28 protein-coding genes and 3 pseudogenes are annotated in these 25,101 nt (G+C 47.3%); 3 read left to right on the top strand and 28 right to left on the bottom strand.

Going from position 1 to position 25,101, the window contains the following annotated elements; translation table 11 throughout:
• Positions 1 to 125: 125 nt before the first annotated feature.
• The 21 genes and pseudogenes from DMB88_RS06315 to DMB88_RS30885 all read right to left on the bottom strand — a co-directional run.
• The gene (locus DMB88_RS06315; RefSeq protein ID WP_128100667.1) at positions 126 to 1,070 is read right to left on the bottom strand and encodes a glycoside hydrolase family 25 protein; all 945 of its coding nucleotides are present in this window, start codon (positions 1,068 to 1,070) and stop codon (positions 126 to 128) included.
• A gap of 464 nt (positions 1,071 to 1,534) precedes the next feature.
• Positions 1,535 to 2,077, bottom strand: coding sequence for a phage holin family protein (locus DMB88_RS06310; protein ID WP_128100666.1), 543 nt, complete (start codon positions 2,075 to 2,077; stop codon positions 1,535 to 1,537).
• A 27-nt stretch (positions 2,078 to 2,104) separates the two neighbouring features.
• Positions 2,105 to 2,254, bottom strand: coding sequence for a hypothetical protein (locus tag DMB88_RS30160; RefSeq protein ID WP_164848623.1), 150 nt, complete (start codon positions 2,252 to 2,254; stop codon positions 2,105 to 2,107).
• A gap of 2 nt (positions 2,255 to 2,256) precedes the next feature.
• The gene (locus DMB88_RS06305; protein ID WP_254438482.1) at positions 2,257 to 2,697 is read right to left on the bottom strand and encodes a hypothetical protein; all 441 of its coding nucleotides are present in this window, start codon (positions 2,695 to 2,697) and stop codon (positions 2,257 to 2,259) included.
• 51 nt (positions 2,698 to 2,748) lie between these two features.
• The gene (locus DMB88_RS06300) at positions 2,749 to 3,234 is read right to left on the bottom strand and encodes a hypothetical protein (protein ID WP_128100665.1); all 486 of its coding nucleotides are present in this window, start codon (positions 3,232 to 3,234) and stop codon (positions 2,749 to 2,751) included.
• A 70-nt stretch (positions 3,235 to 3,304) separates the two neighbouring features.
• Positions 3,305 to 3,925: a hypothetical protein gene (locus DMB88_RS06295; protein WP_128100664.1), complete on the bottom strand. Its 621-nt coding sequence runs from the start codon at positions 3,923 to 3,925 to the stop codon at positions 3,305 to 3,307.
• On the bottom strand, positions 3,925 to 4,419 hold the full coding sequence (locus tag DMB88_RS06290; protein WP_128100663.1) for a pyocin knob domain-containing protein: 495 nt from the start codon (positions 4,417 to 4,419) through the stop codon (positions 3,925 to 3,927). The genes DMB88_RS06295 and DMB88_RS06290 overlap by 1 nt, the downstream gene beginning before the upstream one ends.
• Positions 4,419 to 5,009: a YmfQ family protein gene (locus DMB88_RS06285; RefSeq protein ID WP_128100662.1), complete on the bottom strand. Its 591-nt coding sequence runs from the start codon at positions 5,007 to 5,009 to the stop codon at positions 4,419 to 4,421. Before DMB88_RS06285 ends, DMB88_RS06290 begins: the two co-directional genes overlap by 1 nt.
• A gap of 35 nt (positions 5,010 to 5,044) precedes the next feature.
• Positions 5,045 to 6,184: a baseplate J/gp47 family protein gene (locus DMB88_RS06280; protein ID WP_128100661.1), complete on the bottom strand. Its 1,140-nt coding sequence runs from the start codon at positions 6,182 to 6,184 to the stop codon at positions 5,045 to 5,047.
• 4 nt (positions 6,185 to 6,188) lie between these two features.
• On the bottom strand, positions 6,189 to 6,644 hold the full coding sequence (locus DMB88_RS06275; protein ID WP_128100660.1) for a DUF2634 domain-containing protein: 456 nt from the start codon (positions 6,642 to 6,644) through the stop codon (positions 6,189 to 6,191).
• Complete coding sequence (locus DMB88_RS06270; protein ID WP_128104341.1) at positions 6,637 to 7,008, bottom strand: hypothetical protein; 372 nt, start codon at positions 7,006 to 7,008, stop codon at positions 6,637 to 6,639. The genes DMB88_RS06275 and DMB88_RS06270 overlap by 8 nt, the downstream gene beginning before the upstream one ends.
• 31 nt (positions 7,009 to 7,039) lie before the next feature.
• Positions 7,040 to 8,023, bottom strand: a complete 984-nt coding sequence (locus DMB88_RS06265) for an XkdQ/YqbQ family protein (RefSeq protein ID WP_128100659.1) — start codon at positions 8,021 to 8,023, stop codon at positions 7,040 to 7,042.
• Entirely contained in the window at positions 8,020 to 8,655 is a 636-nt protein-coding gene (locus tag DMB88_RS06260) for a LysM peptidoglycan-binding domain-containing protein (protein ID WP_128104340.1), read from the bottom strand. Before DMB88_RS06260 ends, DMB88_RS06265 begins: the two co-directional genes overlap by 4 nt.
• A 54-nt stretch (positions 8,656 to 8,709) precedes the next feature.
• Entirely contained in the window at positions 8,710 to 10,536 is a 1,827-nt protein-coding gene (locus DMB88_RS06255; protein WP_128100658.1) for a tape measure protein, read from the bottom strand.
• A 197-nt stretch (positions 10,537 to 10,733) separates the two neighbouring features.
• Positions 10,734 to 11,168 (bottom strand): phage tail assembly chaperone, encoded by a 435-nt coding sequence (locus tag DMB88_RS06250; RefSeq protein ID WP_128100657.1) that lies wholly within the window; start codon positions 11,166 to 11,168, stop codon positions 10,734 to 10,736.
• Positions 11,169 to 11,382: 214 nt separating this feature from the next.
• Positions 11,383 to 11,790 (bottom strand): phage tail tube protein, encoded by a 408-nt coding sequence (locus DMB88_RS06245; protein ID WP_128100656.1) that lies wholly within the window; start codon positions 11,788 to 11,790, stop codon positions 11,383 to 11,385.
• 194 nt (positions 11,791 to 11,984) lie between these two features.
• The gene (locus DMB88_RS06240) at positions 11,985 to 13,448 is read right to left on the bottom strand and encodes a phage tail sheath family protein (RefSeq protein WP_128100655.1); all 1,464 of its coding nucleotides are present in this window, start codon (positions 13,446 to 13,448) and stop codon (positions 11,985 to 11,987) included.
• Positions 13,448 to 13,654 carry a YqzN/YkzM domain-containing protein gene (locus DMB88_RS06235; protein ID WP_128100654.1) on the bottom strand — a complete coding sequence of 69 codons (207 nt, stop codon included), beginning with the start codon at positions 13,652 to 13,654 and terminating at the stop codon, positions 13,448 to 13,450. The genes DMB88_RS06240 and DMB88_RS06235 overlap by 1 nt, the downstream gene beginning before the upstream one ends.
• A gap of 60 nt (positions 13,655 to 13,714) precedes the next feature.
• Complete coding sequence (locus DMB88_RS06230; RefSeq protein ID WP_128100653.1) at positions 13,715 to 14,641, bottom strand: hypothetical protein; 927 nt, start codon at positions 14,639 to 14,641, stop codon at positions 13,715 to 13,717.
• Positions 14,642 to 15,138: 497 nt separating this feature from the next.
• Positions 15,139 to 16,323, bottom strand: a complete 1,185-nt coding sequence (locus DMB88_RS30890; protein ID WP_254438619.1) for a DUF4127 family protein — start codon at positions 16,321 to 16,323, stop codon at positions 15,139 to 15,141.
• Positions 16,324 to 16,586: 263 nt separating this feature from the next.
• Positions 16,587 to 16,973 (bottom strand): annotated as a pseudogene (locus DMB88_RS30885) (DUF4127 family protein); the annotation flags it as partial.
• Between the two features lie 335 nt (positions 16,974 to 17,308).
• Here DMB88_RS30885 and DMB88_RS06220 point away from each other — a divergent pair.
• Positions 17,309 to 17,794 (top strand): hypothetical protein, encoded by a 486-nt coding sequence (locus tag DMB88_RS06220; protein WP_128100652.1) that lies wholly within the window; start codon positions 17,309 to 17,311, stop codon positions 17,792 to 17,794.
• A gap of 169 nt (positions 17,795 to 17,963) precedes the next feature.
• On the opposite strand, the gene DMB88_RS06215 is transcribed toward DMB88_RS06220, so the two are convergent.
• The 7 genes and pseudogenes from DMB88_RS06215 to DMB88_RS06190 form a co-directional block, all read right to left on the bottom strand.
• Complete coding sequence (locus tag DMB88_RS06215) at positions 17,964 to 18,914, bottom strand: hypothetical protein (RefSeq protein WP_128100651.1); 951 nt, start codon at positions 18,912 to 18,914, stop codon at positions 17,964 to 17,966.
• 239 nt (positions 18,915 to 19,153) lie between these two features.
• The gene (locus DMB88_RS06210; protein WP_128100650.1) at positions 19,154 to 19,609 is read right to left on the bottom strand and encodes a VOC family protein; all 456 of its coding nucleotides are present in this window, start codon (positions 19,607 to 19,609) and stop codon (positions 19,154 to 19,156) included.
• Positions 19,610 to 19,640: 31 nt separating this feature from the next.
• Positions 19,641 to 20,204, bottom strand: a complete 564-nt coding sequence (locus DMB88_RS06205; RefSeq protein WP_128100649.1) for an NADPH-dependent FMN reductase — start codon at positions 20,202 to 20,204, stop codon at positions 19,641 to 19,643.
• Positions 20,205 to 20,370: 166 nt separating this feature from the next.
• Positions 20,371 to 21,104: pseudogene (locus tag DMB88_RS06200) on the bottom strand (response regulator).
• 12 nt (positions 21,105 to 21,116) lie between these two features.
• Positions 21,117 to 22,292 (bottom strand): sensor histidine kinase, encoded by a 1,176-nt coding sequence (locus DMB88_RS06195; RefSeq protein ID WP_254438481.1) that lies wholly within the window; start codon positions 22,290 to 22,292, stop codon positions 21,117 to 21,119.
• A 29-nt stretch (positions 22,293 to 22,321) separates the two neighbouring features.
• Positions 22,322 to 22,795 (bottom strand): GAF domain-containing protein, encoded by a 474-nt coding sequence (locus DMB88_RS30880; protein WP_254438480.1) that lies wholly within the window; start codon positions 22,793 to 22,795, stop codon positions 22,322 to 22,324.
• A gap of 135 nt (positions 22,796 to 22,930) precedes the next feature.
• Entirely contained in the window at positions 22,931 to 23,413 is a 483-nt protein-coding gene (locus tag DMB88_RS06190; protein ID WP_128104339.1) for an ArpU family phage packaging/lysis transcriptional regulator, read from the bottom strand.
• A gap of 654 nt (positions 23,414 to 24,067) precedes the next feature.
• Between DMB88_RS06190 and DMB88_RS06185 the strand changes: the two genes are divergently transcribed.
• Both DMB88_RS06185 and DMB88_RS06180 read left to right on the top strand, forming a co-directional pair.
• Positions 24,068 to 24,514: a helix-turn-helix domain-containing protein gene (locus tag DMB88_RS06185; RefSeq protein ID WP_128100648.1), complete on the top strand. Its 447-nt coding sequence runs from the start codon at positions 24,068 to 24,070 to the stop codon at positions 24,512 to 24,514.
• A 43-nt stretch (positions 24,515 to 24,557) separates the two neighbouring features.
• Positions 24,558 to 24,973, top strand: a pseudogene (locus DMB88_RS06180) (ImmA/IrrE family metallo-endopeptidase).
• Positions 24,974 to 25,101 lie beyond the last annotated feature (128 nt).

Genomic DNA, 25,101 nt, shown 5'->3' with positions numbered 1-25,101 from the left:
CAACCTACATTGAAGATCCCTGATTGTACCACGTTGTCTATGAATACTACCTTTGGTGTACCAATCTCTTCTTATGCTCTAAACAATGAAAGACGCCATCTCATTAGAGATTGGCGTCTTTGGTATTACTTTTTAAACAAACCTCTACGGTACATAACCGTGATAAAACGATAAAAATCGTAACTTGCTCCGTTATCAATACTGAACAGTGGGTTCTTCGAATCATAGGCTAGTGCTGCATCTACAGCCGCTTTGGCCCATACCGGAACCTCCATTTGCTGGCGTGCCTGTAGTCTCTCCACCTGTGCCTTCAACGCATCAAACGCTGCTTTCTCTTCGGTTGTCATCGGTTCGCCCCCTTTCGGTGGTTCGGCTGGGTTCGGCGGATTCGTGGGTTCTGTCGGTTTAGGAGGATTAGGAGGTGTCGTTGCAGGTGCATATCTGGCTCGTAGCTGCGCTGCCGTCCCTTCAAACTCGTTCATGTCGACATTGCCCGCAATGCCATTCACCTTACCTGAGTCCGTGTACTGCCAGAACGTCCAACGTTTCCAAGCAGGCTGGTCATCCGGCACCCGTGTGTTGCTGTAACGCGCGATCCATAGATCATACGTACCTAGCGAGGCATCAAAATTTCCAGCAAATGAATTGCCCGTATATATAATTGGTTTTATGCCAGTAAGACGTTGTAATTCGGTTAAAAAGGCTTTGGCTACAGTGTTCATCTGCGCTCTGCTCAAATTACCGGGGTTATTCTCGTAGTCCATGACAGGAGGTAATTGTAATGCCTTCGCACCCCCAATCTTCTGCAAAGTGTTCACATAATGCGCAGCTTCTGCTTTGGCGATCTCTGTAGAGGTTCCACGAAAAAAATGATACGTCCCCACCAGCATGCCAGCCGCAAGTGCACCAGCCACATTTTGCTGAAAATTTGGATCGGTATACGTTCGTCCCTCCGTTGCCTTGATGAACACAAATGTCATGCCACTTGCCTTAACTTTGGCCCAATCAATCGTGCCCTGGTAACGGGAGACGTCAATGCCCTGTGTGTTACCTGGCGTTCTCGTTTGCATGGTTCTCACACCCTTTACGCGGCAAGTTTGCCGTTTGTATATAGTAGATGTCAGGACAAGGTAGCTTGCCTGTGTGCATGTCCTGATTTTTGGAATTTTTGAGGAGTTTAGAGGGAATGTTGTTGGGATTAAGTTCGTTGGTTGCTGGAATAGTTAGGGTTGGTGTGGTGTGTTATAAAACAAAACTCGTTTAGCGGTTAGGTACTAATCACTAAAATGACAGAGCTCTCTTCGTATGGTGTTCTCCATAGATTTTGAATCTTTTATTATGAGAGTAAGATTAAACATTTTAGTGATAGATAAAACTGTTGGATCTACTCTATTCCTAGTTTATTAGCTAAATGAATCTAAAATATTCTTCGAGCTAGTCCTATTCAGTTTGCTATAGGTTTGCTTTCAACACACTATTAGAATTGCTATTTGATTTGCTTTTTGTACGGTAGATGAACAATGTAAAGATGCAATTACTTTTTATCTTTTTTCTTTTGTACGTCACTATCATCATCCGTTTGAGCAAAAGATTCATTAGACTTAAAAGGGAGGTTACCGGGGTGATCCCCGGCACCTCCCTTACCCTTGAGTACTTCAATCGCCTGTCGAATCGCAGGTGGAATGGGCGCGCCCAGCTTGCCACCATTTTCAATAATAGACAACAACTCATTCGCGATATAAAAAAAGGCGACCGCATCCCTGAACAAATGTCCGTCTCCCAGAACACCGTCCACCAGATGAGCCACCGATACCATTGCAAAAATAAATACCTTTCGGGCAATGCCGAACAATCCTGTGTTGCTCTTAAGCGTGCCTGTCATAGCTGCCGCTGCAAAACCTGTCATATAGTCCAATGCCACAAAAACTAGCAATACACCCAACACACCCGACCAACCACCAAAGAAGTATGAGGCTGTCATGCTCCAAAAAGCCACAAGCCATTTACCTACCGTCTCCAACTCACTTCCCCCTCCCTTCTTTTCAATATGACACCCCCTTGACCACGTCAGGGGCATAAAAATAGCATCTCTTGGGTACGCCGATTAAGCTGTTACAGTTACAGTACCAGTCACTACTTCTGTCACTACGGATTTTAGATTAAACAGAGCTGGTACTTGATCCAGCCTATAAACATCACTCAACACCAGACCTACCCATACTTTAACCAAACCGCTATCTTTAGTGTATGTCATAGTTATCCACCTCCTCCCATGACTTCCGTAAGAACAAGGCTTAATTCAGCGACAGCATGTTTTAATTCGTTGTTCTCTGCCTGCATACGTTCATTATCAGCGGCCAATTCGGCAATTTGAGATGTGAACGAAACCGCTGACTGCGGAGGTTCCTCGTCTGCTTCTGACGGATAACTGAAAAGTGGTTCCAATGTTCCCGGGTCAATCCTTTCTATGAATCCACCTCTCACAATGTCCATGATATATGCGCCATGTTCCAATTGGACTACACCCACGGTTTTCGGTACTTTATCGGCCAAGGCTTGATATAAATTAAAATCTTGCTCTTTCGTCGTTTCGATAGCTACCCCGGAACTCTCCGGCGTAATGACAATGACGTTCCCGGATTGTATGTCATAGTATACCTTCATACCGATTTTATTTTTCGGCTCTTGTTCGTTCACTTTCCCACTACCTTTCTTTAATTGAAAATATTAACAAACTAACTGTAACAACTATAATGATGTTATTTTAAATTGTTGAAATGCCCATCCAACTGTTGCGTTTGAGGTGTCAGTAGTGTGAGAGTATACAATTGCCACCAATTTCAACGGGCCTGATACATCAAAGCTTGAGTCTATTCCATTTGTATAGAGTGAAAACGTTGTAGAAGTACCAGTGGTTGCTCTGCCGCTGCCAAAATAATATAATGTGCCAATTGTTTTTCCTATTAAGTCAATTTGAGCATGTAGCAAATTCAAATATCCTGTACTACTTATATAAGTTCCTAATAAATTACGTCTTCCTTTTGAATCTTGTAACGCAAAAGCAACACTCATTCCAGGATTGTTAGAATATACGACGGGACAAACAGTGGAGTTTGCGTTATTCATAATCATTATCAGATTGGTTCCTGCATCAAACTCCGCTATAGTTGCCAATACTGGTATCGTCCCTGCCGGAACGATTGAAGTAGCATATGGTATATTAGGCGTTTGCACCTTATAAACTCCACCGCTCCCCCCCCACTCAACCTGTGTTTGCCCAATAAAAAATTATCAAGTGTCGTCATTAGGTCACTACCTTTTCTAACACTAATCCGTATGTCAGGGAATTGTTGAGTCCAACGGCGGTTCCCAAAATGCTGGTTCCGTTACCTACCAACCTTTGCAAAGGAACATACAACGTGTCCCATGGATTTAATTGATAATCTATAAACGACACGGCAGAAATACTCGTATAAAATTTCATTACGTTGCCCGACAAGCACGTTATAATTAACCTTTTTAAAATCCAGTCTCCGCCACTTGCAGTAAACAAGGTAGTAGCGGTCGCTTGAACCAATCCGTTTAACTTTACATAAGGATACTCAGATGCAACATAATCACGTTCAAAGCCAACAAAAGACATTGCTGTATTGTTCCCCGCTTCCGTGCTTCTAACTTGAATTGTTTCTCCTTGAATCATGGGTATATCAAGATCATTGATAACCAAAGAATCTTTTGCAGGGACAACATAATTAATCATTAATCGTATGCCGCCGATTGTTACATTGATTGTCTGAGCCGTGGCGGAATTATTGCTCATAGTCAAGGACTTTACAACTGCATATTTAGAAGATGGAACAGTGTATACCGTAGTGTCAGCAGTGGGCATTATTCTTGAAGATAAATTTTTTATGATGTCTGTCATTACATAATCGCCCCCCAAACGTTACGTTTTGGTGTTTGCAATACCCACGCACTCCAATTTCCTGCACCGTCTGTTTGTCTAGTAAAAACTTTTGACGTATTCGCTTGTGTGGCTCTTTGTAAAATGATGGTAGGAGCATACATGTACACTTCCACGAACCAAGAGATTGATGATTCTGGCGTATTTGATGGTGTTCCAGTTGATCCATTTCTGTAATAAAATCCAGGTTCGACTAATTTATTAAGATCAGCGTTAGGCTTGTAAATGAGCCTACCGTTATCCTCTGTAATCTTGTATTTCTGCCAAGTCTTATCATCCACATATTTTTGAGCCGCTAATCTATCTTCACTCACCGCTTCACGTAGCGTATCCAAATCCTCGCGTGTCGCCACACCTGCATCAATCTTCTCAAAAATCCCATTAATACTCTCCCGGGTTACACTCTCATTTCCCAGCGGCAAGGGTAACTTCAATCGATCGGTTTCTTTTGGCATTATGCCCACACCTCCAGTTCGTTCCACGTCAGGGACGCGGCGTCTAGTTCATCCCAGGTGACCTGTTTGTTGTCCAGATCATCCCAGATTAGATAGCGATACTCGTACTCCACAGCCATATGTGCTGGCTTCAGCTCATCAATTGCTCGCTTGAGGTCATCAATATTGGGCGGAATGCCCATCGTATCCACAAAGCTTACCGTAAAGCTCCACGCTTCCGGCTGAAACGTCACATCTACCTTGCCCCCGGCATACGCTTCGGCCACGTTGGCAACAAGCCTACCCGAGAACTTCCCTGCACCACGCAGCTTCGATTCTACGACAGCACGCCGTTGTTCCACAGGTTTGAGACGATCTGTCTCAATGCCCAGTTCTTGCTCCCAGTAGCCTAATCCCCATGTTGCAGTACGGACAAAAAATTGATGAAACGTCTCATCCAGTGCCTCATACAGCAGATCTATCTCGGTACCTTTGGACTGCATATCAGCTCGCATCACCCGTGAAGTCTCATAATAACTGGGCAAATACGAGAAAAGCTCCCGCCCCTTCGGGCTTGTCAGCTTCACACTCATCGTAGAAGGATTACTCATATCTTACGTCCTCCTTCCCACTGTGACTTTTACACCTATTCATGCACATCCACCGTTCCCAACACCGCAACCTGACTTGCCGTCATCTCGATATTCTGGTCACTCACACCATTTACTGTAAGTTCCGAATAGTCGATAATCGGCGGAATGTCGAGCAGGATAGCAGCAATACGTGTGTAACGAACGAGCGGATCGGCAAAAGCAAGCTGCTTCAGATACGCGGTCACCCCGCGTTCGATTAACTTCCTCACATCGGCTAGCGTGGTATCACTCGCCAGTGTCAGCTTCACCTGAATGTTCATCGGCACTTCCTCTGCCGGCATGACGGTTACTACAGGCCCCGCGGGTGCAACGCCTTCACCTTGTCCATCCTGTGTTGGATCTACGTATTTCTGCACGGTTGTCACCAGATCACTGCCCGCAGCTCGCTTGTCCGTATCCAGCAAATACAGCCCCACACTGCCCGGCCCCTGCCAAAGCGGAATAACTCGCGTCGCTCCAACGCCCGGAACTTCGCTTGCCCACTGTACATATTGAGCTTTGTTACCACTGGTTCCCTGATTGCGGACTTTGGCATAGAAACGTTCTAGCAAAGCAGTATCTGCTTCAATATCCGCTCCGCCCTTGATTACATCCACGTTTGTAACGGAAGTCACGCCGCTCATTGGTGTAGACAGCACGGTTACCGTACCTGCTGGCACATTGCTTTCTTTTCCCGCAACGAGTGCTCGTACACCGACCATGCCAGAACCATCTTCACCTAGCTCCAAACGGGCAACCGTTTCATATTCTAGCGAGGCTTCCCCCGACACTTCATCGGCGAGGGTCGAAACCACCGTACCTGCTGTCACCACTTTCCCCGGAGTACCCACGAATCTGACTACACCTTGCGCCACCACCGCAGCCCGCCGAACAATGCCATGCTCTCCAGCACGTAAATCCAGCTCCTCTGAACGGAAATTCGGATCACTGCTCGCAGCCGTACTCGCGAATCCACGCCGTAACAATTCCTGTGCCCAGAGCGCGGCCTCAGATAACATGAACGCTACCGGAGCCTCTGCATCCCACAAGAAAGAACCCTCTGACTTATCCAGATCCGCGGGCAACCGATCCAGCATGCGCTGCATAATCTGTTCCTCGGTCTGATCTTCCAAATAACGTGGCATCTCAGCCATCCCGTCAGATCACCTCACTTTCCAAAATAAACATCTCTTCCTGCACACTCGCCACCCGACAAGAAAACATACATTGCTCAAGGTTCCAATTGAATGTGAACTGATCTACCGATTCAGTGCGCGGATCTGCCAGTAACGTCTCACTCACCATACGAGCGATCTCACTTTCCATCACACCCCGGCGATCCCCCTGCCCGATCAGATCCTCAAGCTCGGAGCCATAGTTCCGAGAATAGATCACATGCCGGTACCGAGGTGTTTTGACCGCTTTGATGCACCACTGCACCCAGGCCTCATGAGCATCTGCCACAGCGACCTTCCCACTCGGAGTCAGCACAAAATCCCCCGTACCATAGTCGAATCGCCAGCTCCGTCCAAACGTCACCTCTTCCGAAGCCGTACCCGACAGATCCTCCTCATCTCCCCAGACCACGCCTCGATCAGGAAACAGACTAGGCATTCGCACTCACCACCTTACACAGCACTACGATGTCATTCCCGCTATTCACACGCATGGCGAGCACACGATCCCCAGGTTTCAAGCCCTTTCCCAGCGACCAATTGGCTTCATCTGCTTCACTCTCCTGCAAAAGAAACCGTCCTACGCTCGTCGTCCCGCCATTCGCCACATCGCCGATCCCTGAGATTGCGCCAACAACCTCACGCTCCGGCAGCGTCAATGTTCCGGGAAACTCAGCAACAAGGTAATCCTGCACCTCATGCTTGAAATCATCCAGCTTCACACCCGATGACGTCACAGTGCCCAACACAGCACCCATTCCACTAACGGCTTGACGAGAATGATTGCTCATCGCACCACGCATCACATCGGCAAACTGTCCATACGGATCATCGTTATTCAAGGTAAACCCTCCTTCTCACCATCTCCGCCGTAGCTAGTTCCAACGTCATCGTTCCAGCTCCAGATAGATCACGGCTCACCGACATGACGATCAGCTTCAGTCCTTTCAATAACACGGCATCCCCGGCTCGAATGGTATTGATATCTGGCGCAGTTACGGTAAATGTCTCCTGAATCCCAGCCAGACGACTCTTCGCCAGTTTCTTAGCGGCGGCGGCTGTTTTCACTTGGTCGTCCTCGACCAACTTTTGCAATGTACCGAGTTCAGCTACACCATCCTGCTCAATGGCGAGTACTTTAGAGGGAACCTCTTTCCCGCTCCCCGACTCCGAAGCCGCCATGACTTTTACCTTTGTAACAGCACCTTCGAGCGTCCGCATCTGAGTCAGATCGATGAGCCGATCCAGCTCGTGCACCTTCGTGTTACTGCCAACCTTATAGAGCTGTAATCCCCCAGAAGTCATCCGAGGATGATACATGTCTCCACCTGACTTCGCGGTTTCCTTCAGATCGGCAAACATCATCGAGAAAATCGTCTGCGCCCGATACACCGCCTTACCGAGCTTGGTTTTCGTATCTGGCAGCGTGGCACAGGGAATTTTCCATTCCTTAGCGTACTTTTTGAGCCGCTGCGTCGCGGTCTGATCCTTCGGTAACAGGAACTCATCCTCTGACTTCTCCAAATAGATCATTCGGTCGTACACCGTGAGAGACAATCGCTTCGTGCCACTATTGGAGCTTTCGACCTCCCAGATGACGGCTGGATGCACTAAAGGAACCTTCGATTTTTCGCCAAAAGGAACCCCGCTGATCCGCACCGGCATTCCCGGTGATATCGAAGGTAGACCTGAAGATGCAGACACCGCCAGCCGGATGTTGGCCTGATAGGCAATCTGTTCGAGCGAATCCTTCAGCGTAATCGTCTCCACCAGTTTGGTCACGTCATATTGGTCGTCAATGATGACTTGATATGTCACGGCATCACCAGCTTCTGTCCAGGCTTGATCCGGTTCGGATCACTGCCGATGGTCTTCACATTGAGCTTGTAGATCTCGTTCCATTTGGAACTGCTCCCAAGCTCCAGCTTGGCTATTTTGGATAGCGAATCTCCAGATTTAACGATGTACGTCTTGTTTGTTTTCTTCAGATCGGTGCGAGTATTCGTCTTGCCTGCCTGGCCTGCTGTCTTCGCACTCGTCTTCTCTACCTTCGAGTCCCTCCAAGTACGCATGGTGAGGTCAAAATAAATATCCCCACTCTCCCCACCCCGAAAGGTCGTATTGTGAGACACGAGATAGACAGGCACATTCACACCTGTGTTCGTAATAATGAAGCGCAGCGGTTTCTTCGATACCAGAAATGTATTCAGTATGTTCATCGCTACACGTGGATCAGGGATATCTGCATACGTGCAGTAGGATGCATCGTATTCTTTGGGAAAAAAAGAAGAGAAGGTGATCTCCTTCACCCTCTCTCCCTGTGCAAAATCAAACTCACCATGCTCCAGCATCTGAATCGTCTCATACCCTTTGGTACGGGAAATATTCAGTTCTTCCGGATTTACAGGGAATTGAAATGATGTTGTTCCGTCTTTTAACGTAAACTCAATCTCCAGCCCTTTCACTCGGTCATCAATTACACTCATACCCGACCTCCTTTCATCCTAGGCCATGATCGTTTTGCGGTTCTCCATCGCGCGTCGTACCTCACTCACCACACGCTGTCCGACCTGACGGGCAAGTCCATCATAGTCAATGGCATTCTCACGAACGGTAACTTGTACCGCACCTACGGGAACATTTACAGCAATCTGGTTTGTGGTCTCCGTCTTGAAATCCTTGAGGTAACTCGACAAACTACTCATCTGATCTTCCGAGATCTGTACGGTCATCGGGGATGATTTGCCATTAGCTCCTGCTGTAGACTGCGATCCATTGCCCGCATTCATTGCCTGCATCTGCATCATGCTCGAACCTTGAAATGCTGCCGAAGTGGGTTGAACCCCCATCGATGTTGAATACGCCCACGGGCCTGTGGCCAAGAGCGCGGAAGGAATATAAGGCGGAGCTAATGCAGGTTGTACTGAAGGGGCTGGAGGCACAGGTGCAGGAGGAACCTTCTCTTCTTCCTTCGAGCCAAATCCGAAGAAATTGGAGATGCCGCTCGTGATGTTTTTCGTTTTTTCTGCGACATAGTCTACCGCACCAGATACAGCATTGCCCACGCTCTCGGTTGCGCTCGACATGAAATTGCCAATATCCTTCGCTTTGCCGCCAATCCATTCGCCCGCAGCACTTCCTGCCCAGCCGCCAATTGCGCCGCCAACATACGTGCCAATCCCCGGTAAAATCACACTCCCAATGGCGCTACCAATCGCGGTACCCGCAGTTCCGCCAATCATGGAGCCTACGGCTCGCCCACGCTCTCCAGCTGGAGCAGAAGCCACATTCGCTACGTCTGCCAACATGCTGATCGGTCCCAGCAATTTTCCTGCTCCCTTGGCTAAACCACCGCTTAATTTACTAAACATACCGTTACCCGATAACAGATTGGACATGCCCATCGGTGAACCTGACAAGATGCCTGAGCTAAAACCGGATTTCCCTCCACCTCGCATCCGCCTATTCTTCTCCATGGATACGGATTCGCGGAAGGACTTGTTTGATAAGTCTTGATGAATTTTAGATTGGGTTGGAGTGGGTGTTGGAGTAGTTCTCTGGGATCGGCCTCTGTGACCTCCCCCCGAAACTCTTCGCGGAGTTTTCTCGGCTTGACCACCACCAACATTTCCCGTTCGAGAATTGGTTCTGGATCGATTCCCACCTCTTGAACCACCCTTTGAACCACCTCTGCGAGTCTTTCCAATACTGCCGCCAGAGCAGCAGCCGCATTTAGCGGCGGGGCTGGATGTAGCATCTGTTTTAGATTTTTTTCCTGTAATCTTGTTCCATAGATCACGTGCTTTTTTGATTCCATTCGCAACATGAGTTACTGCATCTCCAAATTTATTAATGTAATCTGCAAAATCAGCACCCTTATCCAACCAGCCTTTTTCTTCTTCCTTCGCTACGTTCTTAACCGTATTGTTATTGCTGCCAATACTAAGCGACAGCGAAGGATTGCTCGCCGGGTTCATCTTGCCCATCGCCACTTCAACCTTCTGGCGCACCTCGACAGACACTGTTCCCGATGCCTTAACGATCTGTCCCTGAACTCGGTTTAGCTTCGCCAAGACCCGATCCAAGGCAGGGCTTAGCTGATCGTTTAGCCCAATCGTTGGTGTGATACGCAATCTGCTCAATCGAATTGCGGTACTATACACATGCTCCAGCCTGCGTCCGGTCGTACGCAGCTCGTTGTTTGTCTTGATTAGACTCTGATATCGTACCCTGCCCAGCCGTTCGGTTGAGCGCTGAATCTGATCCAGATAACGAAGGGTTGCCCGCATCTGTGCATTGGACTTACTTAGACCTACAATCATTTCTGCCATCTAATTCACCTCCTGTCATTCAATATGGATTCCTCTACCTTACCGATTGTTTTGCTTCGTGATTGCATCCATTTCCTCTTCCGAGAAAGCCAGCAACAGCGAGCGTTCGCCTCGGGGTAGAGACCAGAACTCTCCGGGTCTTAGATGATGACGCACCCACATGTGATAGAGGAACGTTGTCATCCCGCCGGAGTGAATTAGTTTTTTAGGTCTTCAATCTCCACGCCGAACCCAGATAGCTCCAGCACTTTGTCACCCACCGCATCCAGTTCACCAGCAAGCAGCATGCGGCGAACCGCTTGTTCCCCACCAGACAACTTCATGCGCCCAGTAATGCGGTTGTCGCCCCAGCCGGATAATTCCAGGCTGCGCACTTGCAGCTTCACGGTCGCTTCGGAAATAAGCAACGCATTAAACGTCTCGGTATCCACCTTTTCCTCGGTGCGACCCTTGACCGTTTTGCGAACGGTACAACGCTCGCGGATCTGATCGACTTTGGAGGATGTCAGTCCACGCAACGTAAGCAGCAGATCCAACCGCTGAATGCGCACATTTTCCTCTGGCAATCGCTCTGCCGCTTCAAATAGCTGGTCCAAAATTTGCTCTTCTGACAGCTTTTCATTCATACTCATCGAGGCATGTCTCCTTTAGGCTTCCTAAAATGTACTCGCGTTACAAAGAATCCGCACAAACATAACAAGCAGACCGAGTTCCCCTCAGTCTGCTTGTTTCTTTTCTCTGCCTTACCTTTGCTTGTTCTTTGCTGTAATTTCGCCTTATCCTTGCTGTTGCCTTGATTGCTTTACCTATTCCTCTACCGTCCTTCGTCTTGCTAACCTACGAATCTTAGTTCACTACAATCGGATTGAGCAGCTCAAATCCTTCGAAGGTAAAGCCCGTTTCCTCCGGTACTTCTTCGCCAGCTGTCCAGTTGGCTAGTTGAATTTTGTCCACCATGCAGCCTTTCAACAACACACTCTCATGTCCATAGGACTCTGGATCATCCAGCTTGGAGATAATCTGGAATTTAGTGAAGCCACGTGTAATCATATCCGAGGTAACTTTGTACCCTGTCATCGTACCTGTTCCTTTTTTCGCTCCATTCTTGTGCACCTTCCAGTCGTTGCCGACCAGATTCAGCTCACGCTTCTCAATCTCTACACTTGCTTCCAGCTTGTTAATATTGGTCTGCCACGTACCATCAATATGCAGTTGACCATGGGTACCGAGAATAACTCTTGATGCATCTAACATGAATATTCCTCCTTGGGATCATTGAACGTATCGATTCGCGTAAACCATTCGTTCACATATTTTTATTTATGGATATGATTAAACTTTGCCTCATTCGCTTACTTCCACAGCCAGCTAAACTCGTTTATCTTGAAACAGCACACTTGAAAAAGCACACTCTATGCACAAACTGGAAATAACACTCTTAACAAATCTTATTGCACATAAAAAGTGCCGAATAATTGCTCCATTACATCCGTCAATTTCACATTCCATTGCAAGTACACCTGATCTGCTTCCGGCTTCAGAATCGGAGCTGTTCCATAATACGCCGGATCGAGAACAACATCGTATCCTGATGCCTCAATCACGTTGCTCTGCGCGAGCAGTGCTAGATAGGCTTTCATCGCCCCAATCAATGCCTGGCGACCTTCCTCCGTGTTATTCACTTTACCGATGTACGTGTCCTCAGCAGAACGCTGCAGGTCTACGTTAATGGCATCCATCACACGAATGGATCGGATTTTTTTCCATGCATTATTCTGCCCGGCCACGGGTGCAACCAGCGTATTCACACCACGCAGCGCTTTCACCTGACGACCATCGTGGAAGAAAATAAATACACCATTCTGCACAGCCTGCTCCTGTTCAGCTCGTGTCCAGCGACGTGTCACATCATCGAACGGGGTAGGTGCATACGTGGTAGATTCATTCAAACGCTGACCTGCGATCAGACCTGCAACATACGCAGAGGTCTCTGCCGAGCTATAGAAGGTGTCCCCCAAACGCACACCCGTACCCACGTTAACAACACCCTCATGGTTCAACTGCGCTGAACGAGCCGATGCCTTCTGAGCAGCACTCGCTGATGTATCATCTGCTGCGGAGCCGCCAAATACGGCGATAACCGGTTTACCCTCATTACGTACACGCTTAACCCATGCGCCAAAGCTTGCAAGTAGAGGAGCATCCGCAGCTTGATCCAGAGCCAACACATCGAATTGTTCACCTTCGAGCGCCTCTTGTACTGCAATGTAATCCGCATTGGTCAGACTGTCATTACCACTCACACCGCCTCTGAATGATGCACCAGCAACGGTTGCCACCTCGCCCGTACCATCTCCAATCGCTACGGCTGTTACCCATACGTTGGTCTCATCCGCATTGATCTGTTCTGCCAGAGCTGCACCTGTGATATCTGCTGTCACCAGCGCATACAACATGCGATTTCCTTCGAAGAGACGCACTTCATGCTTCGTATTATCAATGATGCCAGGTTGAATCGTGACGTAGAAATCATTACTCCGATCCCCTACATACTTGGCGTCCAATTGCAGCACATCTTCATCATTACGATCCTTGAGCGTAAGACTTCCCGCCTTCGCCGTTTCCCCCACGACCCGATAGGCTAAAAGCTTCTTCGGCCCACCGAGTAGCGCAAGCTTCAGGGAGGTGTATGCTGTCCCATTGTCCAGTGCACCCGCTGAGAAAATCCGTTCAATCGCTGATTCGCTGCCCACTTCTACAAAAGTCCCCGCCGGCCCCCAGTTTGCCTTCACTGGTACTACAACAGTTCCACGATTTCCTGCCTGAATGGACGATGCTGCTGCCGCCTGAAAATTCATATATAAGCCCGGAAGTACCGGACGATTCGTCTGCTCCCATGTTCCGCCTGCCATTAGCCCTTCACCTTCGCTTTCATAAATTGGTTGATTCGTTCTTGTGCTTCCGCAATGGAAAACGTCTGCGCCGCTGCTTCACTCAGCGCCCCGTACAGCACCTCAGCCTTAACGGCAAAGAGGGCTTCTGCATGATTGATTAGCTCGGCTCGCGTGTACTTCGCGTCGCCTTGTTGGGTATGTTCGATTGAGCTTGTCAACGCCATCTCACCTCATTTGGATATAAGTTCAACACGCATTATTAATAAATTTATTGTGATTCAGGCTTATTCTATTCCTCTGCTATGATGCACCTGACGAATGAAAGGTACATCTATTCCTGGGCGACGAATACGCTCCTGTACGGTCAGACGGATCTGTCCATTCAGGTAGGCGTCAGCCTGTAAATCAGCAGAGACGTCATCGACCGTGACATATCGCCTGCTCTCGCTAGTTTCTTCGCTCCCCGCATCAGTAATTGCAATTCGTGCTTGTATCCCTAGCTGTTCCACAAGCCTAATTACAGTGTTACGTGTCGCCACTGGATTTCTAGTCATGACATGTCCCACGAACTGCTTGCGAATCTCCAGTGTAGAAGCACCCACCTCGGCGATATCGTAACTCGCCAGTCGCCACAAGACAGAAGGGGACTCGTACCCTCCAGGCCACGTATCACAATAGACAGACCAGGTTGAACCAAGCTCTGTTTGTGTCCAATTCTGAAGTGCACACAGCGAATAGTCCTGCGTTTCGATGGCAAGATCTTGTTCAAAGAACTCAGGTACATATACTCCGAATCGCAGACTACGTGTAATGAAGCTTGCACTGGAGTCTATTCGATCACAATCAGAAGATCCGAGGTAGATACAGGTGAAGGCATTTCCCTCCGTATCCTGAAGTCGAACCTGATGTAATCCCTCCATCAGCTTGCTAGACAAGACTTCCAACTGTTCTGTTCCACCCTCAGTGAGTCCCACATATGGAGCAATACGGATGATTCGGCGATATCCTGCCCAGCTAGACTTAGGTACTTCTTCGGCAAAAGCAATAACCGCACAAGGTTCATTTACCAACTCGCCCAGTGCAAGAGCATCACGCACCTGACCCTGCCACGCTGGGACAAGCTCAGCAAGCTTCTGCTTTAGTGTCTGTTTCATGAGCGTGCTCATCTTGCCTATACTGGCTGTGGAATTTGCTTCATTTGTTATAGACACATTTATTTCGCCCCCTTCGGCTGCAAATGTATGATCTGCCCGCATTGTGCAGCGACAATGCAGCAGCCATAAACTCCCCTTTGACACTCCATCTGCATTTCAATCTATGATCGAACCAAACTAGACAACATCACCGCATAAGAAAGACCGGCTCGATGGCCGGTCTGTACATTAGGACGTGTCTGAAAACTCGCTGAAGTGCATCTTTCACCCCCTTTTCGTCCCCTGCTGCGTCACTTTCCCTTGACGTGCCCCGGCACGCCTGCGGAAAACTTCCTTACTTGGAACGAAAATTCGGCAAAATCTGCGTCCTTCGGAGTTTTCAATCACGTCCTAGCGTATGTGCTTTCGGTGTGTCCCTGTGTGATTGATCCGATAATACAATCTTACACCTGTTGATCGCTAACGCGGATGGTGATTGGCATGACTTCGGTGCGATTAAGAGTGTATCTTGGGTGGAAAAAAGACGACATTATATGATTTAAGTTAGACAGACACTAGTGTAACTTGGGGTTCAGCGTAATTTCGAATGCGCGCCCCCAGATGAAGTCAGGGTTTGTATACTCCAGCTCTGCATGTTCATACGCAGCATAGGTGCGTTCCCCATCTTCCAACTGAAACACCGCATCGTTACCTTGGGCAAATGCAGGTTTAGCCGCAAGTGTCGTTGTGTATGTCTGCATCAAATCTCGCAGCAACGATTGCAGGTGTTCGTAATCCTCACTGGAATTGAACAACAGCATATTCTGATCCGCGAGGGTAGCCACATTGGTATATAACGCCTGAGCACGAGAATACGTGCGAATATCTGCAATCGCAACCGCTTTGTAGTAATAATCCTTCAGGAAACGTTTAAACAATAGCGACCCTTGAGCGTTCATCGCTTCCTCTAGCGCGGAAGCATGCGTTTCCTTCGTAATGAAGGCATAGCGAGATTGTCCCATACCAACCGCAATCCCGATCTTATTGCCTGGTGTATTCCACGCACTATACCCTAGAGCACGGCCGGTGTGCGAGCTACTTAATAGCGCCTCAGCTACATCTACATTCGCCGGACCTTTACCTACAAAATCAATCACAACCATTGGCACACCTTGCTCACTATTGGCGTTAATTCGCTCAACAGCAGCCTCTACCTGCTCCAGTGCGGTAATCGCCACAATTTCCAGGTTTGGCTTTGGTTTGTTCTTCTGAGAATGGCTGGTCATCCGATAAAGTTCTGAGGCAATATCAAACGTTGCTGCTTGAACCAAAGCTTCCTCCTTACTAACCTTCTCGCCTGTGGCAAGGTCAGCATCCGTCTCTTCCTCCGGGACTGGATATGCAGAATCAGCAACAAGCACGCCACCCACGATATCAATATGGCGGGCTACATTTTCATGTACATTCATATATTCATAGGTGTTCACGATGGTATTACCATGTGGACCAAAGTAGGTAACCGCATAACGTGTTTTTGCGCCATCATTAAGCAATTGATTCGCCATCCGAGCTAATAGCGAGTGTCCCAAACCATCAGCATCCGGAAGAATGATCGCACGGTCTGGATTCTGCCCAGCTACCCCGCCAAGCCATTCATTAATTCGATTCTCCACATAACGGATTTCATTAATCTGTACCCCTTGCGTATTGGCATCGTCCACACCAACAGCGAGAAAATCAATGTATCCCTTACGTGCCAGTTGATCGAGGATATACAGATTCGTTTTGAATTTATGCTGTCTCGTATTATAGTATTGTTCTTTATCAAAATAGGTCGTTTCACCATACTCTGTAGATTCAGGAGATACGTTATACCCTGAATGATATCCTCAAAGGTCGTAAACGTCTGACGAGGTTGCTGCATCAATGCTCGCGATTCATTATAGGCATCAAGTGCAAGCCCATCTGCAAATGAAGTGGTCGCAAGTCGCATGATTGTATCCATCACGTAAACGGGTTTACATGGATATTTCTCTTTAATAACGCGGATTACATCCAATAACCGAGTCGTCTCCTGATCATAGTTTGGATAGTCACCGCCTCCGTTCTCACGAAGCTCGCGGCTACCAATCAGACCACCATAAGCAAGCATATCGCTTGAAATAATGAAACCTTCAACTTCAGCAGCGTGCGCCAGAATAAAATCGTGAATATTGGACGGCTTGCCATACTGAGGTGTAGATGTACCAAGTAATGTAGTGCCATCTACTGTTTTCTCCGAATCCAAGCGATTTCGGATGTCCTTCTGGTTCGGTGTAACGATATGGAGACCGGCTGCTTTACCTTGTACAATGACGTCATCCAGATTGGCTGGACGATCATCGAGTGGGACATACAATACTTTTTTCATATCATGCTACCTCCTGCTCCGAGAATGGGATTTTCCTTCAGCATCTGATCAGAACGATTAGCCTCTATTAAAAAACTGGCCTTTAGCCAGTAGATTCATAGATGATATCCATATGGTTGCTTTCCTTCTGATCTGATAATACCATCTTACCTCTTTTAAACGTCTACGCTGACGGTTAACCGCCTGAATTAAGACCGATTGTGGAAGCTAATACGTCGACTCGTGGTCGGTTTCTTGCGAAGGCATTATTTTAGTTGATTTGACTCAACTAAAATACTTTCCCTAACGTTTATACTACAAATGGAAGATTTATAGGATCAAAAGGAATGAGTTACATGCAAAGATCAGATTGGTTCTACCTCTGGGTGGTCATAAGTGGGTATACGACAGGTTACGTTATGCATTTGATGGCCCTACTCCTTCAATATAGTGAGGCTGATGTAGTAACTGGCTCGTTTATGGGATGGACTGCGGTGATGTATTCAACGAGTGTGATGCTGCTGTATCTGCTTTCTATACTTATTCTTCGTCTAGTCGGTTTATATCGTTTCTGGTCTCAGACGCTTATGTTTGTATTAGCATCCTTCCTTACCGTTTATATGACAGCTTGGTTGTTCCTTGGCGCAGGCCTTTCCGTTCTACCTCCAATTACGTTTCCATTCACAGCAGAGGGCTTGCCTTTACTTGTTTTTTGGATAAGCACAGCCCTGACCTGTTCTTGGGGAGTTTGGGTCGTACGTAATCCATCGACGAAACCCCTCTTTTTATTGTTATCGCGAGTCACATTCATTCTTTTCATCATTTGCATAGGCGTCCGTTAGATCAAAGGATCAGCTTACCTCCGCATACCCAAAAAGAGCACATGCCTTAGACTTCTAAGGCTGTGCTCTTTCTCATTCTATTTCCTCGTTCCTTACCATATGTCCATTGATTCTATATATCTAATCACTCAATCCACGTCATGGAATGAATGTTTCTTTCGTAGCCTCGTTAAGCAATAATATACCGGAAGTTCTCCCAGCTCTCGGGAACCGAATTGCTGTTTCTTGCGTGATGATAGAAGCTGAACGGGAATTTAAACACATGTCCGCTGTTCCAATCTTGTGAGCGTCGATCTGTCAGCCAGTATTCAAGTTCATGCGGAAGTGCAATCGAACGTTCAGCACGTACCAACGGTAGTTGATCCACAGGAGACTGTAATGTCAGCCTGCCTAGTTCATGATCCACGTTACGGCTCAGTCGCAACGCTTTTACCATGGTTAAGAACGGCGTCAGCCCTTGGTAGAACAAGCTTGGATAACCTAATTCATACAACATATTAAGTGCATGTCCATACGTTAACATATGTCCGATGAGATCATGATGAGCCTCTGCCTGATAGATGGTATCAAATGCCCCAAGCTCATCCAGAATGAGACGAGACAGATCCTCCGGACGTTCAATATGCGGGAACCCGTCAGATTCATCTACATGCAGCGTGCGTATTTCTTTAACCGTTGTATTGATCCACGATCTTCCAGGCACAGTCCGCTCAAATGAATCAATCAGCTCCACTAGCTGCTGTATATCGCGGGCAGTCCCCCATCCCTCCAGCTCACGAATGGCCTTCAGGCTAAGTGCCCCATAGATAGCTTGGTGCCCAACCCAGTGGAGTTCACCAATGGTACGATCCAGTGCCTGGGTAATAAGTGCTTCCGCTTCTTCCACCGGCAACACCTCACCTTGTGAAGAAGATGCTCCCGAGTTCACACCATGTTTACGGAGCATTGCTTTCGCTTCAGCTGTAACACTTCCAGCAGCTAGGGAGGTTAGACGATTTTCCCTCACCCAGAAGTAAGCCGCAATCGCTGCTGCCCCATAATGGGCATGCCACAGATCCCCTGTGTGCTCCCGACTCGAAACGATGATCATTAGACCCTCTTCCAACAAACGTCGATCCATAATTCATCCCTCCTTCATCGAATAAGTGTTTTTCATTTTATATACCGCTTACATCGCGGATACTTCTATTAAATGAGCCGATTCGTGAAGATATGCACACCCTTGTTGACCAGTTCCATTTTTACTTCACTTGCGTGCGTTTTACTACATTGAAGCTTTCGGACGTCTTGGATGACAACCTCAAGGGCATGTGCCTGTGCTTTTTGCTCTGAGAAGAACCAGACCCGATCTTTTTTCCATTACCTACGTCCATGCATGCGTTCCCACGTACTCCACGGTACCATGCCCAGCTCAGGCTTCGCTTCGTCTGACAGCATGGATATGAATTCAAGCGAGTGCCCATCTGGATCGGTGAAATACACCGACACGGCAGGCATCCAGCCAAACACGTACAATTCGCCAAGGTCATCATCCAAGAAATTATACGTCGTAATGCCTTTCCCCTCTAAATAAGAAACCGCTTGTTTCATATCCTCTACGGATACATGAAAAGCAAAATGTTGCCGCTGAACTTTATCAGGTTCCTTTTGCCAGATGCCTAACATGGCGTTTCCTCTACCACCGATCCAGTAAAAGGAGTTCCCTCGCTCTGGCTGTCCATATGCATGTTCCAGACCTAAGACCTGTTCGTAAAAATGATGAGATCTCTCCAGATCTGTTACATTTAGATGGGTCTCAAATATGCCTTTAATCATGCGGCACCCCCTCTCTATCAAGTATTATTTATTATTTACGCGCTGACGTGATGGCTTCTGCTAGATGCAAAAACGAACCAAGCACACGTTGAATCCGTTCTTCAATATCCTGACTGCCCTCATATTCCTCGTATCCATCGTATGTTGCCTCGAACCTTCTACGCTGCGCACCGCCAATGGAAATCCACTCGGATGCATTGATTCCATGCATATTACGCACAATCGCTTGCAACTGTAGTAGTGCACTTACACCTACAGCACCTCCCGATGAACTAATGGACAACACCGGCTTCCCGCTGAAATAGGATTGACCCAGGTGATCCAGTGCGTTTTTGAGCACACCGCTTATGCTTCCATGATACTCTGGCGTAGCTAAAATAATGGCGTCAGCCGCGAGCACTCGGGCCTTCAGATCAGCCAAATGTAGATCATCGTCGAGTTTCTCATCCGCCGCGTAGAAAGGAACCGGTGTTTGATACAAATCGAACAGGCTCCCTTCATGTCCTTGACCATGAATAGCTTGAATCACATATTCTCCCAGACGTGTACTGGTCGCATTTTTACGGTTACTTCCTGCCACAACAATAAACTTCATTGGGTCACGCTCCTTTTATTTCATATCATGTTCTCGTCTTATGTATTACTAGCATATCCTTCTTCACCCTTAGATGCGTCAGCAGAAAGGCTTAACTTCCAGCACCAAAAAACTCAACCTTTCGGCTGAGTTTCTACGACTTTGGACTGAGGCGTGGTCATACTGCTTAGACCACCCAGCCTTTGCGAACTGCATAGATCGCAGCTTGGGTACGATCAGATAGCCCTAATTTGTCCAATAGATGACTAACATGTGTTTTTACTGTTTTCTCAGTAATGACTAGCTGGGCTGCAATTTCTTTATTACTCAACCCCTGAGCGATAAGCCCAGCACCTCCCGTTCACGACGGGTCAGCGTATCAAGTTCCGGTGCGGATGTTTGTGCTTCTTTATCTTTATCCTTAACCTGACGTTGCTCTTGTACAGGCTGTTGCTCAGTTTGCTTTAACGATAACTGCTGTTCATCCATAGATCGTTCAGCAGAAGCCATCACATGCATAAGTTGACCAGCCGCCGCTGGATGAAGCTCCACCTGTCCTGCATGTACATTGCGAATCGCTACCGCCAAATTCTCTGGCTCGATGTCTTTCAACAAATATCCTTTGACCCCGGCACGCACGGCAGGCACAACATGATCCTGGTCTGAGAACGATGTGAGTACAATGATCCGAATACTGGGCGTAAGCACTCGAAGCTGTCTGGCTGTTTCTATTCCATCGAGTACAGGCATATGCAGATCCATTAACACCACGTCCGGCTCAAGTTCTTCCGCTTGTTGCAACGCTTCCTTACCATTAGATGCCTCGCCAACGACAACCATATCGGACTGTGTGGATAGAAAAACATGAAGCCCACGCCTGACCATCGCATGGTCATCCGCAAGCAAAATTCTAATCGGCATCTCTTCTCCTCCTTAATTCTCTACCGTTTCGGACAGAAGCGGGACGATCACCGTTACCGTTGTTCCTTTGCGAGCAGAGCTCACAAGTTCCAATCGACCTCCCAACGCTTGAGCACGTTCCTTCATAATCGATAATCCGAGAGAACGAGTAGACAAAACTCCGCGCCGTTTGGCTCCACCTTTTCCACGATCGGTTACGCTTAATGTTACCTCATGATCACTCAAATGTAGGATGATCTCGGCCGCGTTCACACCCGCATGCTTACGTACATTGTTAAGGGCTTCTTGTCCGATTCGCCATAGCCCGTCTTCAACACTTCGGGGCAGACTTCCCATACCAGAACGATGGACAACGACCTGCAGTCCTTGTCCAGCACCATATTCCTGTAATGCATTCATTAGCCCCTTCTCTAATCCGGCCGGTCGCAGCTGCATAATCAGTGCTCGCATTTCTTTCAGCGCTTCCTGAGAGAGAGAACGAACATCCTTCATTGCCTCTCTAACAGGCTCAAGCTCTGCGGAGCCCAACATCATGCTCTCAGCTCCCTTCGCCGTCAGGGACAAGGAAAATAGAATCTGGTTGACCGAATCATGCAGATCGCGAGCCAAGCGATTCCGTTCTTCCAATCGAGCCAACTCCCGCCGTTGTTCAGCAAGCTTCAAGCTTTCCCACGACGCAGTAATGTGTTCAGCAATCGCCTCAAGTACCTCATGATCCGCCTGAGGGAGAATGCTAGACTCAGCATAACCAACGACCAATACGCCTGCCTCTCCCGGAATAATACTCAGAATGGGGACGGCGAGACCTGAAGATAGAACAGGTACAGTTAATGACCGTGCACTGCTTGTAGCTATCTCTTGAACCTCTGAGGCGGATAATTTCGTAACGCGATGAAGTTCAATGGCACGCTGTAGACCGTTCAGTCCATCCGAAGGAAAATCTTCATATAATGATCGTTGCTGCAAGGCTCCCACAACATGTGCAGCCTGTACAACCAAACGATCCTCTCTGAGTTTCAGCAATGCCGCAAATGGCCAATCATAATGTTGCCCTAATAGACTAACCGTTGTCTCGGCCAGCGAATCCGCATGCTCACATTCATTCACCACGAGTCCTAACGCACTGCTGAATCCGCCTAGCTTCGCAAATAGATCTGCTCGCCTCTGCTCAGCACGATATAACCGCATCCGCTCAATCGCACTGCCGATCTGATAAGCTACCGCCTGTAATAGTGCCAGTTCACTTTCACTAAAGTGCTCCTTGTTCGGGCAGCTACATTGAGCAGCCCTAACATCTTCTCACCAGATCGCAGAGGTACCGTTGCATGATGGGTGATGTCATAGGTATCTCCCCATTGATATTCACGCGCATGCTCAAGTCGTTTGCAGTTAAGAACATTCACGGCATTGTCTAGTCGTCCATCCCAGAAGCGATTCAGACACCAACACGTGCCACATCGCATTGGTTGCTTCTCTTCACGCTGTAGTGCAGGAGGCAAATTATAATCTGCAATAAACGAATATTCTGCTCGTTCACCAATCAGAAATAACCATCCTGTTGTCAGTCCCGTAAGACTTAATAACTTACCTATAACGGTATCCAGCATAGTGCTCAGATCATTCGAGGTATTCAGCGTCTCCGCAATCGTCTTCAGGGTGTACATTTCCTGCATCCTAACTTCTTCAGACATGCAGATTCTCTCCTTTTAAGAGGTTGTCCAAAAAGCCCAACTGCCCCTTTTGAACACACACTTTAACTAAACCTTGTATTGTTCATTATTGTATCCAATCAAGCATGGATATTAAAGGATGAAGATTCGCGGCGCTTACCCCAGCTTCTTACGCTCCTTGCGTGTTGCAGATAACGGCTCTACATTGATCAAGCCGCGATCGGATAGAGCAAGTGCCAGCTTATAGAAGGCACGCGTTCGAATCTTCGTATACGTATCCTTGCTCACAGGAGGGTCGAACACGTGGTTATACACTTTGTAATCGAACACATCTTCATCTTTCAAATATCGTTCACACACAAGCAATCGCTCTTTCTCGCTTAAGCGAGAGACAATAAAATCAATCGTATCACAATAAGCCTGGCGTGCTCTCTGAATATCCACATTATAGATCGCTGTTCGAGCCGTAGAATCTCCAGTTACGTTCGTTGCACCATGGAAGCGTTCGGCATAGCTCGCCGTCACCATCACTTCTCGTTCTTCAAACGCAATGGTTTTGTAGATACGGTACTTCTCCAGAGCTGCCTCAACCGCAGTCTGTGTTTTTCGGCGATCCAATTCGGGTAACAATAATTCCATCATCATTCTCCTCCTTATATTCATGTTTGTTATATATAGTATAGGTTCAAATAAAAAACTTTTACTGTCTAGCATTCCGATGATACAATAGCCGTCCATTACAATTATTTCCGAATTACTTGTTGCCTTTTGGAATCACTTTCGAGAGCTATGAACGCGAAAATCTATAATATATTTCAACCCCATCAGCTCTCACTACTTAATGTTTTGTTCGTATAGTGTTCGTATTTCTATTCGAGGATACCACTTTCTGGAGATTGGAGTAAACCTTCATTTTGGGTCATTTTGTGCGAATAATAAAACTCACTCTCTCATTCTCTTTACCTTTTGGCATAATTGTTTCAAATATCTTTACCTAATGGTATATATACGATATAGTACAGATAATGAACGAGTTCCATCCAAGTCGTCTTCTACGAATTTTATAAGTTCAACTAAACTTTTTACACGAGAACGGAGAAGACAGAAATAACGTGAAGAAGCGAAGCGCTCGCCTTTATCGCCGGATTTTCCCTTTAAAGAAGGGAATCAAAAAAATCTGGGGATAACAGCGATCGGAAGGTTATTCTGTCATCGGAGTGGCAAGTGTAAATATTCATTAGTTGAACTTATATTGATGTTGAATACGATATACTAATTGAAGGAGTGGCATGAATTGTGGAGCATGCTTTTGGATCTTACCTCAAACAACTGCGAGAGTTGCAAGGCTATAGTATCAATCAGCTAGCAGATTCCGCAGGAATCAGTAACTCACAGATTTCACGCATCGAGAATGGGGTGCGCGGTGTTCCCAAACCAGCAACCATTCGCAAATTGGCAGACGCCCTCTCCGTTCCTTATGCAGAGATGATGAAGCAAGCTGGATACATGGAAGAAATGAATACAGCAACAGATGCTCTGGTCACACCTGAATGGGCAACCTATAAGGATCGACGAGACTTTAAGAAAATGCTGGAGGATGAGGATGATCTCATGTTTGATGGCATACCGCTGGATGACGAGGACAAGAAGCGTATTAAGGACGTTCTTACAGGGCTATTCTGGGAAGCTAAACAGATGAACAAACGCAAGAAAACAACCGATCCAGATGACAATAAATGAAGCATTACAGGGTGAACCAAATTGAAGCAGCGGGTGAGATGATATGGATGAGATTGTAACAAAGCTGATTCGGAAGCACCGGACAAACTGCCCTTTCAGCATTGCGAGAGCCCTTGGGATACACATCCGATTCACCAATCTCGGAAAGTCCACCAAAGGCTTGTATTTTCGTAAGCTGCGACGCAGATTTATTGTGATCCACAATGACCTGGCTCCAGAATGGCAGCGTTTTGTTTGTGCTCACGAACTGGGCATGACCGATTGCATAAAGGCATCAACCGTTTCTTTTTAGAGGAGCACTCCTATTTTGCACCTGGCAAGCTGGAAAGACAGGCAAATCGTTTTGCCATTCAGCTCTTAACCTCAGGGGTAACTCCAGAGCCCGATGAATCACTTGAAAAATATTGCTTACGTACAGGACTGCCTCGTGAAGTGCAGCATTTTTTTTACTCCAACTAAGAACATACGTTCCTTTATTGTTAAAATTTATTTTCTTTTTTGTATCTATACAATATGATGTCACTTGTAGGTTACCTATTTTTACGTAAATCGCGAGATTTCCTAATCGTAGTCTGCTAAAATAGCAA

It is taken from the genome of Paenibacillus sp. DCT19 (assembly GCF_003268635.1).
GTDB lineage: Bacteria > Bacillota > Bacilli > Paenibacillales > Paenibacillaceae > Paenibacillus.
This window is presented reverse-complemented; position numbering and strand designations above follow the sequence as displayed.